General features: G+C 55.7%; 11 protein-coding genes and 1 pseudogene. 4 read left to right on the forward strand and 8 right to left on the reverse strand.

The features are described 5' to 3' along the window. Nucleotides 1-1,034: 1,034 nt before the first annotated feature. Both RGR602_RS11660 and RGR602_RS11665 read left to right on the forward strand, forming a co-directional pair. Nucleotides 1,035-1,280, forward strand: coding sequence for a hypothetical protein (locus tag RGR602_RS11660; RefSeq protein ID WP_039845238.1), 246 nt, complete (start codon nucleotides 1,035-1,037; stop codon nucleotides 1,278-1,280). Continuing rightward, the gene (locus RGR602_RS11665) at nucleotides 1,270-1,599 is read left to right on the forward strand and encodes a hypothetical protein (protein WP_039845239.1); all 330 of its coding nucleotides are present in this window, start codon (nucleotides 1,270-1,272) and stop codon (nucleotides 1,597-1,599) included. The genes RGR602_RS11660 and RGR602_RS11665 overlap by 11 nt, the downstream gene beginning before the upstream one ends. A gap of 123 nt (nucleotides 1,600-1,722) precedes the next feature. Here RGR602_RS11665 and RGR602_RS11670 read toward each other — a convergent pair whose 3' ends face one another. The 6 genes and pseudogenes from RGR602_RS11670 to hsdR form a co-directional block, all read right to left on the reverse strand. Then, on the reverse strand, nucleotides 1,723-2,043 hold the full coding sequence (locus tag RGR602_RS11670; RefSeq protein WP_039845240.1) for a hypothetical protein: 321 nt from the start codon (nucleotides 2,041-2,043) through the stop codon (nucleotides 1,723-1,725). Beyond that, entirely contained in the window at nucleotides 2,040-3,725 is a 1,686-nt protein-coding gene (locus RGR602_RS34855; protein ID WP_052451541.1) for a restriction endonuclease subunit S, read from the reverse strand. The genes RGR602_RS11670 and RGR602_RS34855 overlap by 4 nt, the downstream gene beginning before the upstream one ends. Beyond that, nucleotides 3,722-5,176 (reverse strand): HsdM family class I SAM-dependent methyltransferase, encoded by a 1,455-nt coding sequence (locus RGR602_RS11680; RefSeq protein ID WP_039845241.1) that lies wholly within the window; start codon nucleotides 5,174-5,176, stop codon nucleotides 3,722-3,724. Before RGR602_RS11680 ends, RGR602_RS34855 begins: the two co-directional genes overlap by 4 nt. A 5-nt stretch (nucleotides 5,177-5,181) precedes the next feature. Then, nucleotides 5,182-5,610: a hypothetical protein gene (locus tag RGR602_RS39670; protein WP_246703885.1), complete on the reverse strand. Its 429-nt coding sequence runs from the start codon at nucleotides 5,608-5,610 to the stop codon at nucleotides 5,182-5,184. A gap of 3 nt (nucleotides 5,611-5,613) precedes the next feature. Further along, nucleotides 5,614-6,048 (reverse strand): annotated as a pseudogene (locus RGR602_RS39675) (hypothetical protein); the annotation flags it as partial. 2 nt (nucleotides 6,049-6,050) lie between these two features. Continuing rightward, entirely contained in the window at nucleotides 6,051-8,501 is a 2,451-nt protein-coding gene (gene hsdR, locus RGR602_RS11690) for an EcoAI/FtnUII family type I restriction enzme subunit R (RefSeq protein ID WP_039845243.1), read from the reverse strand. 431 nt (nucleotides 8,502-8,932) lie between these two features. Here hsdR and RGR602_RS34860 point away from each other — a divergent pair, with 431 nt between their 5' ends. Further along, nucleotides 8,933-9,943, forward strand: a complete 1,011-nt coding sequence (locus RGR602_RS34860; RefSeq protein WP_170251151.1) for a hypothetical protein — start codon at nucleotides 8,933-8,935, stop codon at nucleotides 9,941-9,943. Nucleotides 9,944-10,161: 218 nt separating this feature from the next. On the opposite strand, the gene RGR602_RS11700 is transcribed toward RGR602_RS34860, so the two are convergent. Together RGR602_RS11700 and RGR602_RS11705 are read right to left on the reverse strand one after the other, a co-directional pair. Then, the gene (locus RGR602_RS11700; RefSeq protein WP_082046532.1) at nucleotides 10,162-11,865 is read right to left on the reverse strand and encodes an AAA domain-containing protein; all 1,704 of its coding nucleotides are present in this window, start codon (nucleotides 11,863-11,865) and stop codon (nucleotides 10,162-10,164) included. A gap of 603 nt (nucleotides 11,866-12,468) precedes the next feature. Continuing rightward, entirely contained in the window at nucleotides 12,469-14,007 is a 1,539-nt protein-coding gene (locus tag RGR602_RS11705; protein WP_082046533.1) for an aminotransferase class I/II-fold pyridoxal phosphate-dependent enzyme, read from the reverse strand. Between the two features lie 392 nt (nucleotides 14,008-14,399). Between RGR602_RS11705 and RGR602_RS11710 the strand changes: the two genes are divergently transcribed. Continuing rightward, nucleotides 14,400-15,524 (forward strand): helix-turn-helix transcriptional regulator, encoded by a 1,125-nt coding sequence (locus RGR602_RS11710; RefSeq protein WP_039845244.1) that lies wholly within the window; start codon nucleotides 14,400-14,402, stop codon nucleotides 15,522-15,524. The last annotated feature ends 17 nt before the right edge of the window (nucleotides 15,525-15,541 follow it).

The raw sequence follows: 15,541 nt of genomic DNA on the forward strand, positions 1-15,541 counted from the left end.
GATATAGCTCTCGCGCGCGTCAATCCGTTCGGAGGTCAGGCCTGACATGCACAGCCCTCCTTCACGAGGCCAAGAGCGCTTGGACGGTCGCCGACGCTACCCCAAGCTCGATGGCTTGGTGGATTTCGACTGGCACGATGGGTTCGTGGAACGCGTAACGGGGGGATACGCATGACACAGTTCTCCCTTCGCTGACCGCCGTGCGGCCGCGGGAAACATTGATCGAAATGTTCAGGAGGGCCGTCGGGAAGACGGTGCGCGCGCTATCGCGCTGTGTCTATGCTGACGAGGGTGTCAAATGCTTCGTGCGTAGGAATGCGAGGAGAGTTGCGATCCATGATCCGCCACCTTGTTGAACACGACATACGGGGGTGACCTCGGCGATCGCCGAGTCGACTCAGCGAACGATCTACCGGGAAACCCGTATGCCTATTCGTGTCGCTGTCGAAGTCATCAAAGACTACTCCGTGGCCAAATCAGACCGGCCTTGTTCGCGGGGGATCGGAAGCAAAGGTTGAAATAATCGGTCGCATTTTATCGATCTCTGGAAATCTCGTCGAGACCGATGGCGGGGAATATGCTCGCCTTCCGTTCTTCTATCAACTGGCACTCGCGAAAGATGCAATATACGTCAGGATGTGCTAATGTTTCCACCAGCAGGCGATGACGAGAACGACGGAGACAACCTACTCGTCTGTCTGATTGAGGGTCCACCCGGCATATTGCATAGACACGCGCTGTGCCTTCAAGCCCATCGATTGCCCCTTACTCGACAGAACCGCGGCAATATTAGGTCGCCCGAACTTCCTATGTGGAACACCGTTTCAACCCAGCCAGGCCTTTTCAGAACTAAGAAGGGCGCATGACGAAGTCGAGAAGAGGTACGACAAACTTCCGGTCAAGGAAGCTATTGCTCCAGGTTTTGCGCAGCTGAACAATTTGGTGAAGAAGCTATTGGACCAATTGGCAAAACTATCTGCAATGATCGAGACGAAGCTGAACGGGCGGCTACGCTGGCCCCGGCGTCTTCCGGTATGGAGTCGGCGATAGCACAGTTGAATGCGCAGGTTAACGATCGGGGTTTCGCACGGAATAACGTAGGTGTCGCCGCATACATGCTTGTGAAGTACGGAGCGTCGGATGGACCCGCGCTGCGCTTGGCCGCAAAAAACGTGGCGGAAAAGGAACGGCTCAACGCCTTTCTCGGGTACGTCGCCCACGGTGCGACAGATAAGATGTTGGATATCATCCTCGATGAAATGCCGCTCAGTGAAGGATGACCAACAGAAACCCCAGCAGCCACGGCACCAGTGGACCTGGGAGAGAACCGACCAGGAGATGGCGCATCGTCAGACGATGTTTTGGGACTGCGTATTCGTGGCAAAGCTCCATCAAAGCGGCGACATCAAGCCCGTGAACAGCGGATTTCCCACTAACGCCGTCGGGGAATTATCGAATCAGCAGGAAAAGCTGGTTGGTCAGATCGAAGATCTGATTGAGCTTCTGAATGGGTTGTTCAATGGAGATGCGGTCAAGGACCCGGGCAAGTACTTTGGAAAAGCCGCGGAGAAGGAATTTAAGCGGAAGGTGGCGGAGTAGAGAAGAAAGGAAAAGACCTGGAAAAGGCGGCACGAAGGCTCGAAAGAACTCTTCGCAACCCAAACATAGAAGACATCCTTATGCCTATCCCTATACCACGTCCGCGGATCGACCACCCAAAAATCAAACTCTGAGTGGGAGGTGCTGGAAGTTCTGAAGCGCACCCTCCGTCGTGATCTCGACGCGCAAGGTGGATGGAGCTGATAGCGGTGTGAGAGGGCCGTTGAGGTTTGAGTTCTTGGCGTAATCGATCAGCCGGACCCCGTCCATCTCAGGCGGTGCCGGCGGCTCAAACCATAGGGTCAACTCCGCAAGCGTGCGATGAAGGGCCAGAACCCGGCCCAGCGGCGTCTTGAAACCGATCACATACTCCGTAGGCGTCTTTGTCGGCGCTCCAAATCTGGCGAGGAGGATTTGCTCAGCGGTCGTTGTTGGCACACTCATTCTGCCGCCGCCTGAAGAGCAACGGCATCCACCGGCGCGAGAGCTTCGGCCAGGAGCGCGTCGAGCAGCTTACTGCGGGTCTCGTCGGCACCCGTCAGGCTGGCCTCCAGCTGGTCGCATAGGGCCATGAGTTCATCGACCTTGGCAACGATGCGCTGTTGTTCGGCGAACGGTGGAAGGGGAACCGAAAGAGACCTTATGTTGTCCAGATTAAGTCCTGGTTTGCCCGCTCCGTAAGCACACTCGATAAGTTCGCCGCGGCCCCCTGCATCTGCCATCAGGCAGAGAAGCAGCCAAGGAGAGAGGCTTGAATCGCTGGGTCGAGCAAGGCCAACGTGCTGGCTGACATATGCCTCCCCTAAGTCTCGTTCAAGTAGCGCCGGGTTTGTGACGCCTGCGCCCGTGATAACGATCAGCAAATCGTTCTTGTAAACCTGAGTGCGACTGCCTTCAGAATTCGATGGCGGTTTCACAAAGGCGAGATCGTCGAGGCGCATGCGTCCAAAACGAATGTTCTGCGCCCTTACAAACCCGGGGCCTGAATCGGCATAGTATTCAGCCCACCCGCGTGAGCCGCTCGTAACAAGATCACAAACATCTCCGAGCCCGACAGGAGACCAGCCGATCGGAAGTCCCTCAGAGAACCGATTGACATCTCTGCTTGTGATCTTTGGCTTTGGTATAGTTCCCACTCTCGAGCGCGCCGCCCTTTCCTCCGCAATCCGCTTCAACAGCTCCTCCGCCGGCTCATCCGCCGGGTCCTGCGGTACAAGCTTCCCGCGAACGGCAAGGTTGAGGATGGTTTGGCGCACCTGCTTGATCTGGTCCGGCCGGGCGGTGAGCGCCGGCAGGGCATCCAGGGCGAAGCGGGCGTCGTCGCGGAATGTTTCCGGGTCTGGGCTATTGAGGCGGGCGAGGCTTGCCGTCGCCAGTCGGTCCCGCTTCGTCTCCCGCTCTGTTCGCGCCGTTTCCAGCTGGTCGCACAGCGCCATCAGTTCATCGACCTGCCGCTGAACTAAGGGAGGCACCAAGGGGATCGGAACCGCTTCTATGCGGCCTAGAGTAAGGGTGACGTTCGCTGTTCCCGACATTCTGGAGACAAGAAGCTCGTCCTTGAACGCGGATAGATACTCGAACAGAAATCGCGCGGAAAAAAGAGCTGGATCGTGAGGCAAAACGGCGGCAAGGATTGTTCCGAGCGCGAACGGCCCCTCTTGGTAGTGAAGGCGATTGATACTGGCGTTTCCGTGCCCCGTCGATGAAACCAATGGGACAATCGCCGCAGCACTGTCGAAATCGTAATGGTCCGCAGTAAGTCTCTCCGCAGCGGTCACGACAAGCGGATAATCCCCGGGCTTAGCCTGCTGTATACCTGTTTTACCTTTTTCAACTCGGGCGACTTGTCCCAGTGAAATGAACAAAGAAGGATCGGAAAACTCTTCTGGCATTTGTTCGTCCGTGATCGGCAGCCACGGTTTTTGCTTGGGAAGAATTCGCTGGGCGACCAGCCGTGATTTTGCGCCTTTGAGCATCGCTCGAAGGTCATCAGGACTAATCAATTTATCTGACTGCTTCAGTCGTCCGGAAATCGCGAGTGCCACCACGATTTTCCGGAGTTGCAGTACATGCGATGGATCATCGCTAATCGCCGCAGAGAGCGCATTTAGAATTCCGGCATTCATCGGGAAAGCGCCTCTGCCAGAATGGATTTCAGCCGGTCGCGCAGGCGGGCCGCATTGGTTTCGACGGTGACCAAGTCTTCCAGCAAGGCTTCCGGGTCGTCATGGTCATGGGCCACCGTATGCGGGTTCTTGAAATCCAGATTGTAACCGCGCGCCTTCACATCCTCAAGGCTGACGCGCCAGGCCTGCGGACCTTCCTCGCGGCCCTTGCGTTCCTTGCCGCCCCACCAGTCTACGCAATCTTGCAGGTGCTCCTGCCGGATGGGCTTCGTCATGGAATAGGCCTTCTGGCCCTCCGGCACCCGATGTTCCCAGTACCAGATGTCCCTGGTCGGCGTGCCCTTTTCGAAAAACAGCAGGTTGGTACCGATCGAGGCATAGGGCTTGAAGACGGAGTTGGGCAGGCGCACGATGGTGTGGAGGTTGCATTCCTCCAGCAGATGCTCCTTCAACCGCATTTTGATGCCTTCGCCAAACAACGAGCCATCTGGCAGGACCACGGCAGCACGGCCGCCGTCCTTCAGCAGGCGCACGATCAGCGCCAGAAACAGGTCTGCCGTTTCCTTGGTGCGGAAGGTCGGAAAGTTGTTTTCGATGCCGTCTTCCTCACGCCCGCCAAAGGGCGGGTTGGTGAGCACGATATCGACGCGTTCATCCTTGCCCCAGGAAATCAGCGGGCGGGCCAGCGTGTTGTCGTGGCGTACAAAGCTCGGGTCCTCGATGCCGTGCAGCAGCATGTTCGTCACACAGAGCATATGCGGCAGCGGCTTCTTTTCCACGGCACGCAAGCCGCCTTGCATCTTTTCCCGCTGGTCTGGCGTGCGCACATGGTTCTTTTCCATATGGCGGATTGCGCAGGTCAGGAACCCGCCCGTGCCGCAGGCGGGATCGAACAGCGTTTCGCCGGGCTTGGGATTGATCCGTTCCACCATGAAGGATGTGAGGGCACGCGGGGTGTAATATTCGCCCGCATTGCCGGCTGATTGCAGGTTGTTCAAAATCTGTTCGTAGATTTCACCAAAGTGCTGGCGCTCCGTCAGGCTGTTAAAATCGACGTCGCTGATCCTGTTGACCACCTGACGGATCAACTGGCCGGACTTCATGTAGTTATAGGCATCCTCGAACAAATCGCGCACCACACGGCGGCGGTCCCCCAGCTGCGCCGAGACCGGCACCGTCTTCAGCGCCGGGAACAGCTCTCCGTTGATGAAGTTGAGCAGGGCCTCGCCCGTGATTCCTTCCGGGTCTGCCGCCCAGTTGCGCCACTGCAATCTTTCCGGGATCGGCGAGACGTAATTGTCATGGGTCAGCTCCAGTTCCTGGTCCTGATCATCCATGATCTTGAGGAAAAACATCCAGCAGAGTTGGCTGATGCGCTGGGCATCGCCATCGACGCCGGCATCCTGGCGCATGATATCCTGGATGGACTTGACGGTGTTACGGACTGACATGGCATTCAATCTTCATTTGTTAAACGGGCCGCGATCGATTCGGCGAGTTGATACATCCGATCATTGCGGTTGGGATAGAGAGCGTCCTTCCCGATAAGCGGAAACTCGGTATTTCTCCAAAACTCGTCAGGATCAAATCTAAACTTCGCCGCTACTCGTCGGCCGAAATCGATCTCGTGATGAGGATAGAACTGTTTCTGATGGTAAGCGCCCATATCGGGATACTCACCAAGAAGGTAGCCCTCTTGAATATGTGGCCGAACAGCTGCGGGCGGGCAAACACTTGCTAGCCTGATAATTTGTAATCCAGCTTCTGCGCTAGCCGTTATCGCACCACTGATATTTGGCACCCCAAGCACAAATAAGTAGGCTTCTCCCCGTGCCTCGTGTGTTGCGAACGACGCCGCGATTCGGAGAGAGTGAGTGACATCCAAAAGAGGGGTCCTGCACACCTCATAGTGTTGCAAGATCGACCACCGAAGAATCCGATGCCGCTGCAGCCGCTCTAAATCTGGGAATCGGACTCGTTCGAATTCAACAACGAGATGATTCTCCGCAACTGCGAGTCGATCAAATCTCCGCTGGAGCCTGGTTGCTGAGGGTGCTGGACTTCCGCGAAACAAGTTCGGCTTGAGAGTAGAAAAGTCCGAGTTTGGATTGTCCCTGCTTCTACGCCGATAGTCATCGGGTTGTCCCCTAAATAGCATCACGTAGTTGGGGTTTTTATATTGCAGTTTCGCGACCTTGGTCGCTAAATCGAGATAGCTCTTGACCCTACAACCTTGGTCTTTCCTAATGGAAAGGCAGGTTCTGCTGGCAAGACGTCCCGCATCAGTAAAGCTAAAAAGCCTCTCCTTTGCGATTATCTCCATATCTAGGCAGCCCCCTCGTACAGAGCCTCCGACATTGCTAACACGGCTCGGCGGAACTCATCCCTGCCCCCAAAGGCCTTCACCAGTTCTACGGGTGTACCAAGAGAGTTGATCGGAGGAACACGGAGAACCTCAGTTCGATCAAGTGAGAAGACGCCGTCGTCCGCATATTTAGTCAGCAAAGCATCAAGAACCGCACGCGCCTTGCCTTCATACCGGCCGAAGACGTCGCGTTTCTTCACATTGTCGGCCCGCTCCTGGCGCGTCAGCGGCTTGCGGTCGAAGGCGATATGGCAGACGAGATCGAATGGATCGAGGTCGATGCCGAGTTCCCGTGCGATCATGTCCAGCGGTAGGCCTTCAGCCGCCAGCTCCTTCACCAACGCATCCTTCCGCTCTTCCGACTTCCAGCGCCTCAGGAAATCATCCAGGCTGGCGAAATGCCTGAGCAGTGCCGCCTTGGTGAAATCGCGCAGGCTTTCTGTCACCAGTTTGCCGTTGGCATCCAAATATTCGACGCGCTCCGCGATGACGCGGGCGCTGATGCCATCGACATAGACCTTCTTCTGGCGGTCGCCGTCACCGGGTGGAAAAGTCACCTCCTCGCCTCCAGCGGTCGGCGGCTCTGTGGTGTAGTCGTCCTGATCTCCGTCTTCGAAGTCCGTGGTCTGCGTACCCGTATCCGGCGGGGTGATGGGATCGGCCTCGCCCGGTTCGTAAATCTGCACAGGATCGCCATCGAATTCGGGATCGGCGAAATGGCTGGTCGCGCCGCGGAAATCCATGAGGGTGAAATAGAATTTCTGCGTATCCTCATGCACGCGCGTACCACGGCCGACGATCTGCTTGAACTCGGTCATCGAGCCGACAGGGCGATCCAGCACAATCAGTCGGCAGGTCTGGGCATCGACACCGGTGGACAGCAGGCGCGATGTCGTGACCATCACAGGGTACCTGGATTCCGGATCGATGAAATTGCCGATCTGCGCCTGGCCAATCGTATCGCTTCCCGTGATGCGCATCACGTAACGGGCGTTCTCGTCGCAGAGGTCCTTGTTGTCGTTGATCAACGCCTGGCGCATGCGCGCAGCATGCTCCTCGTCTACGCAGAAGACGATGGCCTTCTGATAGCGGTCGCCGCTTTCCTTCAGGAACTCCGTGACCTTGGCGGCGACCAGCTTCGTGCGATCGTCCAGCACCAGCGTCCGATCGAAATCCTTGGCATTGTAGATGCGGTCCTCGACCTCTTCGCCATCGCGATCAAGCTGCCCTTTTTCCGGCCGATAGCCTTCGACATCGCGGTCTATATGGACCTTGATGACCTTATACGGGGCAAGAAAACCGTCGCTGATGCCCTGCTTCAGCGAGTAGGTGAAAACCGGCTCGCCGAAATAAGCGGTATTGGAGACGTATTCCGTTTCCTTTGGCGTTGCCGTCAGGCCGATCTGGCTGGCGGACGAGAAGTATTCGAGAATTTCGCGCCAGGCGGAATCTTCAGCAGCACTGCCGCGGTGGCATTCGTCGATAACGATCAGATCGAAGAAATCTGGCGAGAACTCGCGGAACAGCTTCTGCCGCTCCTCCGGGCCGGTGATGGCCTGATAAAGTCCGAGGTAGATTTCAAAGGAGGTATCGATCCGGCGCTTTTTGTCGAGCGCCAAGGCAAGATCGATCTCGTTGCCATCCGAACGCTCGATGACCTTCGACTTGGTGGAGAGCTTTGCCATCGCGCCGCCGAAGGGACGGAAGTCGTTGACCATGGTCTGATCGATCAGCACGTTTCGGTCCGCCAGAAAGAGGATGCGCTTCTTGCGGCCGGCTTTCCAGAGACGCCAGATGATCTGGAAAGCCGTGTAGGTCTTGCCCGTCCCCGTCGCCATGACCAGCAGTACGCGATCCTGCCCCTTGGCGATGGCCTCGATTGCCGCATTGATCGCGTTGACCTGATAGTAACGCGGGGCCTTGCCGCTGCCATCGTCGTAATAATCCTGCAGGACCAGCGCTTCTGCGGAACTGTCCAGTCCCTTCCATGCGCTGTAAAGACGCCACAGCTCTTCCGGTGACGGAAACTGGTCGAGCAGGAGATTTTCTTCCTTCTGTCCGCGTAGGCCCGTGCGATCGTGAAAGACAAAGCCATCGCCATTTGAGGAAAATACGAAGGGGATAGCCAGCGTTTCCGCATAGTCCAGTCCCTGTTGCAGCCCGTCGCCGACCGCGTGCTTATTATCCTTCGCCTCGATAAGGGCAATTGGGATGTTGGGCTTGTAGTAGAGAACGACGTCCGCTTTCTTCGCGGTTCCTCGGGCGACGAGTTTGCCGCGCACGGTGATGCGCCCCTTGGTGAAGAACACCTCCTCGCGGACCTGCAGCATCGTGTCCCAACCGGCGTGCTTGACGGCAGGCAGGATGAACTTCGTGCAGATATCGCGTTCCGTCAAAGAGCGCTTGTCCATAAAATGCGTTTCCCCGGCAGTCCATTCGTCAAGCAATATGAATAGTGTTCCGCGTCGTGTTGCAACCCTGAGCTAATCAGACTTCACCAGCAGTTAATGTCCCCAGTTGCGGCAGGCCCGAGGTTAGCATGGCCGGCAAGGCAGCGCGGCAATACGCGCGTGTACTTGATCGATGTTGTCAAGAAGCTGCTGACGACCCCACAAATTGCTAAAGGCGGCGCGAATGAGGACATTGACATGGGTGCCTGCGTGAAGCTCTATTCTAACGCGTCGATCTCATCTGCGCGGCCGGCACGGGTAGAATGTGGTGCAAGAAATCAACCGCATCGGGAACGGCTTGGAGGGTTGGGAGCTAAGATCGCGGAGGAGCCGTGTCTCGGGGAAAGAAAAGAAGGCGTAACTCAAAATCATTGTCGACGAAGAGAGTCGGCTTGCAGATGTCGCCCGAGAAGGCATTAGCAATTCGAGTCAGAAGGGTGCTCACCAAGAAAATTACCGCGCAAAAGGTTCCTAGTCTGTTGGTGCCACCTTCTGATATCAGTAAACAGATACTGGTATTCAAGGAAGGTAAATTCCATCACCTGATCGACAATTTCCTTGTTTTCAGAATGCCGGACAACGCGTTAGGAGTATCGATCCGCAAGGCGGTTTATTCGATCCGGTATTCAGGCGAATATCTCTACATTGATATCTCGGCTGAGCGTATTTCCAAGAGGGAATGCTTAACTGTCGCTCGTACGGCAATCGGTGCCGAGCGCATCCGCATTACTCCATCGCCACCCATCCACTTGTTAGCGCAAGAATTTGCCGAAAACGCACACGGTTTCAAGCTGCGAAAGCTTGCTTCTGAAAACAGACCGCACCCGACGAAATTGGGAAGTGGCAAAGCTCCCGCTAAAACCCGAGGCATGACTTACACGGAACGCTGGTTGAGGCAGTTGAATTTGGCATTCAATCAAACGGCAACAGAACAAGTCCGAAAAAAAGCGCTTGTCCAGCTGGCAAAAATTGAGTCAGAACTGCTCTCCCTTAGTGAAGAATATTTCAAATGGCCCTCAACGGAAGCTCTGAATGGTAGTGGAAGCTTGAACTCATTTGACGCTCCGAAAGACGGAATTCTATCCTTTTTCGGATACCAAGTGGGTCGGGGAAGTGTCCTTACTTCTTCGACGAGGTACGCGATCCTCGACCGGGTATTCACGCTCGTATTGCCTCCTATCCTGCCAAGTTGGCATATGGATTCATGGGGAACACCGGAATCCAGCCGACGGCTACGCAAGATGGCGGAGACAATTGCTGCGCTGGCGCGAAACGCCAAGCACCGGCGAAGTCCTTCATATGATCAGGCCGTCGGTGATTGGGAACAGGACCTGCAACGTCTTCATGACACGCACTACGTCGGTCGCTTTGATTTCGGTTGGCCCGTAACACATACAGTTTGATTGTTCTCTAAAATGACGTGCCCGAAAAGCCCCACCTTAACGCACTCGGCGGCCTCGAAAGCCTGGCGAGCCTCGGCAAGTGCTTTGTGATACGTGCTGTTGTCACGCTTTGGGTTCTCGGCACCGCCTTTAAAAGGGCAGTGAATTCCTGGTTGTTTTCAGCCAATTGTTCACTCCGTTTCTATACGTCGGTACCTCGCTCGGCCATTCAGTGTGCCTCAGTTCAAGCGTTCGATGACTTCGCAGATGCGCTCCAGATAGAGCCGCTTCTCGACCGCATCCGTTCCGGACCTTAGGTATTGCGGCACCTTGTGAAACCATTCTGCAGGGTCAATGACACGCTGTTTGATGAATGTCTCGATCAGACCGTCGCGAAGGATCGAACGGTGCGGTTCCCATTCATCCATTCGAGCCTTTATCTCAGTATCTCGGAAGGCTCTTAACGCGCGGACCGCTTCCTGTTCGGATAGCGAACGATCGCTGTTTAGCAGCTCAAGACCATCATCGGCCCGATCGAGAAGTGCACCGAAATCCAACTGCGAAATGGGTTCTATTGGCTTCGCCGGTGCCGCGACGGGCACGTCCGCAAGAAGCTCCGCAGGTTCGAGAGCCTCGGGCTCATCGACGGTTTGGGCGACCGAAACGGTATAAGTGCCGTGCAGGCGGTAATCCTGGTAGATGGAGGGGGTCTGTCTCCGGATCGCTTCCAGTCGGGTGACGAGTTTGTCTGTCTCGCGATCCGGATTATCGAACCAGTCCGTTGACCATACACGAACAATCTTCCATCCAAGCCCGCCGAGAACCTCCTCGCGCAGACGGTCGCGATCTCGCGCGCTCTTGCTGGAATGGTACCGGGCACCGTCACACTCGACACCGGCCAGAAAAGATTCTGGCGCGTCCGGATTGCGCACACCGATGTCGATCTTGTAGCCAGTCACACCCACCTGCAGGTCGACATGATAACCGCGCAGACGCAGACGTTTCGCAACCTCGACTTCAAAGTCGCTATCGGCATCCTGACTGATGCTTTCGATCGCGCTCTTACCCCGGGATTCCGCATATTCAAGGTAGCGTTTCAGAACATGGACGCCCTCTTTGCTCGTTTCCGTTGGTTTGACGTCTTCCGAACCGAATGAGGTGAACAGCGCGATCCTGATGCGCGCACGCGAGAACAGCACATTCAGGCGGCGATGGCCCTGATTTGTGTTGATAGGACCAAATCGTTGTCTTGGTCTCGTCTGCCCGGGCTCTGGCCCGTAGGTCATCGAAATGAAGATGAAATCGCGCTCATCGCCCTGAACATTCTCCAAGTTCTTCACGAACAGAGGTTCGCCCTTGCGCTCAGCCTTCAGCATGAACTCATCGACCAGTTCATCATTGGCTGCCAGACGCCGCAGGGTCTCGGAAATCAGATCGCGCTGATCGGTATTGACCGCCACGATCCCGAGGGTTGGCATGGACTCCTCGTCCGAACGCGCGAAATGCCGCATAAATTCAATGGCTTCTTCAGAAATCCGCTCGGCTTCGGTCAGGTTCCGCCGCGCCTGGTAAGTGCCATTGGCCCGAAGCAAGTCAACCGAAAACGCCCCGGGCTTCGCAGCCGGGAACGTGATCAGACTGCTTTCGTAAAAGTTCTCGTTCGAGAACCGAATAAGGCTCTCGCAGCGGCTGCGGTAGTGCCACTTCAGGCGGCGGACTTCGTTGAAGACCTTCTGGCAACGCTCAAGTATCGATTCGTCATCAATCTGATCCTCCTCGTCGTCGTCCACGGTTGCCGAGCTATCCGACCTTTCAAAGAAACTGGTCGGGGGAAGCTGCTTGAGATCGGCGCAGTTCCGAACACACTCTCTCCCGCAGAGCTTCCTTTTTTGAGCACTGTTTGATAGGGCGTGCTGTCTAGGTAGTATTCCACCTTCGAGCATGATGGAGCCGAGCTGCTGACGAGTATTTCGGCCGCATAACTCCCCTTGCTGCCCGAAGTGCTTTGGACCCGAATTCGGGCTTTACAGGAACCAACGCGCTTGTCGAAGTTACAGTCGCCAGCGGATTTGCTTGCTTGGTCAGTTTCCTTCGGAACCTTACCATCCATTTCGGCGGTGCAGGCCCACACTCGCTCCATCCATGTGATGTCGGTATAAGGCCCAAACTGGCTTTCGATCTGATTGTAGCAGATGTCGTAGTTATCCGCCCGGGCCGATGTGCTCGCGAGAGGCGTGGCTGCGACAGCCATCCCGATCAGAAACCTGTAAACCGTCTTAATCATGTTCGTCCATCCTCTCGTATAATGCTCGGTCTGTCGGCGGCCCAGCTTGGCACGCAACTCTAAACCGGAGACCGATCTTCGAAAGGAGACTACCGGTGCCAGTGTTTCAGTCATCACACAAATGGAGCAGAGGCTGACTGTAGGAGAGAAGAGTGGTTTGCGACCACTTCGGCCGTGCCCAAAATGTCGGCGGTAGGTACTCGCCTTTGCATCGGTTCCAACGAACGGCGTTGAAGTGGTGATGCCCACATCGCCAGACGGATTAATCGGCGGCGGCCGCAATCAAGGTAGGGTGGCCCCCTAGCCTCTTTTCGACGCTTCCCCTCGCGATATCGGCTCGAGCTTTAAGAGCGCACTCGATGAAGGAGTCGATGTCAGCATGTGAATGATCTGACATCACCTGGAGTCGCCAGCGCGATTGATTTTTAGCGACCGCAGGTGACTCGACAAGATTCACAGCTGCCCCGTTTGTAATCATAAATGATGTCATTGTTCGCGCAGCACTACAATCTCCCACTACAACCGGCACGATGGCGCTCGGTTCGCCAAGCGCCACAAAGCTGTGACGCTTCAACTGCGTCCGAAGATAATCAATGTTGTCGCGAAGTTTGAGGCGGCGGTGCTGACCTTCATCGCTCTCAACGATCCGAAACGCCTCCAGTATCACGGCGGCCTGGATGGGCGTCATCGCGTTTGTGAACGTCTGGGGACCGCAGCAGGCGCGAACGGCGGTGCGAAAGCCGTCAAATTGGGTGGCAACGAAGCCCCCGATCGACGCAAAGGTTTTGGAAAAGGTGCCAAGCAGGACATCAACCTTTCCCACCATATCCTGAAGTTCGAGAATGCCCCTTCCAGTTGGCCCGATGCAGCCAAGATCGTGTGCGCAGTCAACCAGAAGAACTGCGTTGTAAGCGGAACAGATTGCTTGGAGTTCTTTTATGTCAGGGCTATCGCTGTCCATTGAAAACAGCGTCTCCGTAACAACCAGGATTCCCGACGACGGCTCACTCGTCCTGATCCGCTTTAACCGCCGCTCCACACCCTCATTCGACAGATGCGGGAAACGATGGATTTTGGCTCCTGAAGCTTCTGCGCCTTCCTGCAGGCAGGCGTGGGCCAGAATGTCCATAACAATATGGTCACCGGACTGCGCCAGCATTTTCACGATGCCATACCCGGCTGTCCAGCCCGTCGGAAACAGTGTGCATTCCTTGAAACGCAGAAACTCTTCTAATTTTTTCTCCAATTCCAACGAAAGATCAGAATTGCCCATCAATGCGGCTGACCCGGCGCTATGGACTCCAAAGTGCGTTGCTGCATCGCTTGCCGCCTTCACCAAACGTGGGTGTGACGACAGCGACAAGTAGTCCTGGCTCGCGAAATTGACGCCCGAGAATGGAGTTCCGTCACGCAAACTCCCGGAAACACGAGGGAGGATTTTTCCGCCTGTAGACTTCTGGTACGGGTCCAACCCAAATCTCCCACGGTCGTGGAACCAGTTTCCAACGGGCGTCCATCGTTTAATCAGATGGGTTTCCCTGGCGGCGAAGTGATCCTTTGCTGTCCCTATGCCAAGCTCTTTGAGAGGCAAGACATCAATGGGAATGTTGGAGGTCATGGGAAATCGCTCAAATATCGGTGAAGAGTGTTCGTAAATGGCACGCCACTCAAGGCATGTCTCAAGACGCTCCTTGGGTGTTTCCCGGCTTGACATAATGATGGCTTCGTTGAGGCTAATCTCATACATTGCCATGTAGGCTGCAATAACATCTTCATTATTTGTATTAGATGTAGTTTTCATAGTTCTAATTGTTTCTTAACAGCCCTTTCATACTTTAATAACACGTTCTCTTGTCGCAACACATACTCCAATTGCGTTAGGCTTTCCTTTATGCCTGAAGTCGGAACTGTTGCGGCGCTCGAAAAGACCAGACCTGGCATTCGAAACAAGAAGTTTCATCTTTACTTCCGGGATTTCTTGTGTAGCCTGTGCTGAAGTCTCGTTTTTGTTTGTATTACAGTTGCTTATGCTCATTCTCTTAGACAAGCCTGATTGCGATCCGAGCCAGCACACCGGAGATCACCATCCTGCGCATAGTGTCACCGATGCCACCAGCGGTTCGGGAGTCAGCATCGAACTCTCCAACAACGTGGTCGCAGGTTCCGTCGAAAGAATGATGTCTGGTAGACCCGATGCCTATTGATCTGTGCAGGCTGGATCAAGCACTCGACAAGTCGTTGGAAGCAGCGGTCGATGCGTCATTGTGGCCGCAAATTCTGGATAGTCTAACCGCCGCAACTGGTTCATTCGGCGCAAATATCATTCCGGCGAATGCGCGGTCTCCTGACCTGATCATCGCCACCGAAAGTGTTAAGCCCGCCCTGGAAGACTACTTCGCCAATGGCTGGCACATCAACGAATGGCGTCTCCGCGGCATTCCCCTCATGATGAGGGACGGAACGATGCGGGACCAGCAGTACACCACCCGCGACCAGTTCGAGCACCTGGAGTACTATCGCTTCCAGGCGGAACACGGCATCGGCCGGACATGCATAATCGGCTTTTCGTCACCGGAGGACCTCCTCTGTCTTACCCTGCACAGGACGCTCAGCTCCGACGTTTTCAGCGATGAGGAAGCCGCGGTACTCCAGAACGCCCGCGAGCGCCTGATGGCATCCGCCATGATCATGCGGGGTATGTCGGCGAGCAGGATCGGCGGGATGGTCGATGCATTCCGGGCGACAGGTGTCGCAGCGATATTCTTCGACCGGCTCTGCCGCGTGACGGAGGTGACACCTGACGCTGAGAGACTCTTCGGAGACGAGATATACCTCAGCAACCGGACCATTTGTTCTCGTGTCCCCGAAGTGACCACAGCCATCCAAAAGCGAATGCGCTCGGTAACGACGGAGAGATGGCTCCGACCCGACGAACCTTCACGCCCGCTCACGATACCACGGGACGGCATGCGACCTATGGTGCTGCGCATACAACGCCTGGGCGGCAATCTACCGGATTTCTTTGCGCACTCGGTTGGCGTTTGCCTCATTGAGGATGTCGGCCGGAAACAAAGGCAAAATCAGCAACAGCTCCGCCAACTTTTCGGGCTCACAGCCACCGAAGCGACCATCGCAACGATGATCTCTCAAGGAATGACCTTGCAAACAGTCGCGAAGGACAGATCGATATCCTACGAAACGGCACGGACTCATCTGCGCTCCATCTTTAGTAAGACGAATACGGGACGGCAGGCAGAACTAGCGACACTCCTGACACGCCTGAACCTCATTGATCTTCCCGCGTCCGATCTTTCATGAGATCAGCGCTCTTCATT

The sequence above is a fragment of the Rhizobium gallicum bv. gallicum R602sp genome, assembly GCF_000816845.1.
GTDB lineage: Bacteria > Pseudomonadota > Alphaproteobacteria > Rhizobiales > Rhizobiaceae > Rhizobium > Rhizobium gallicum.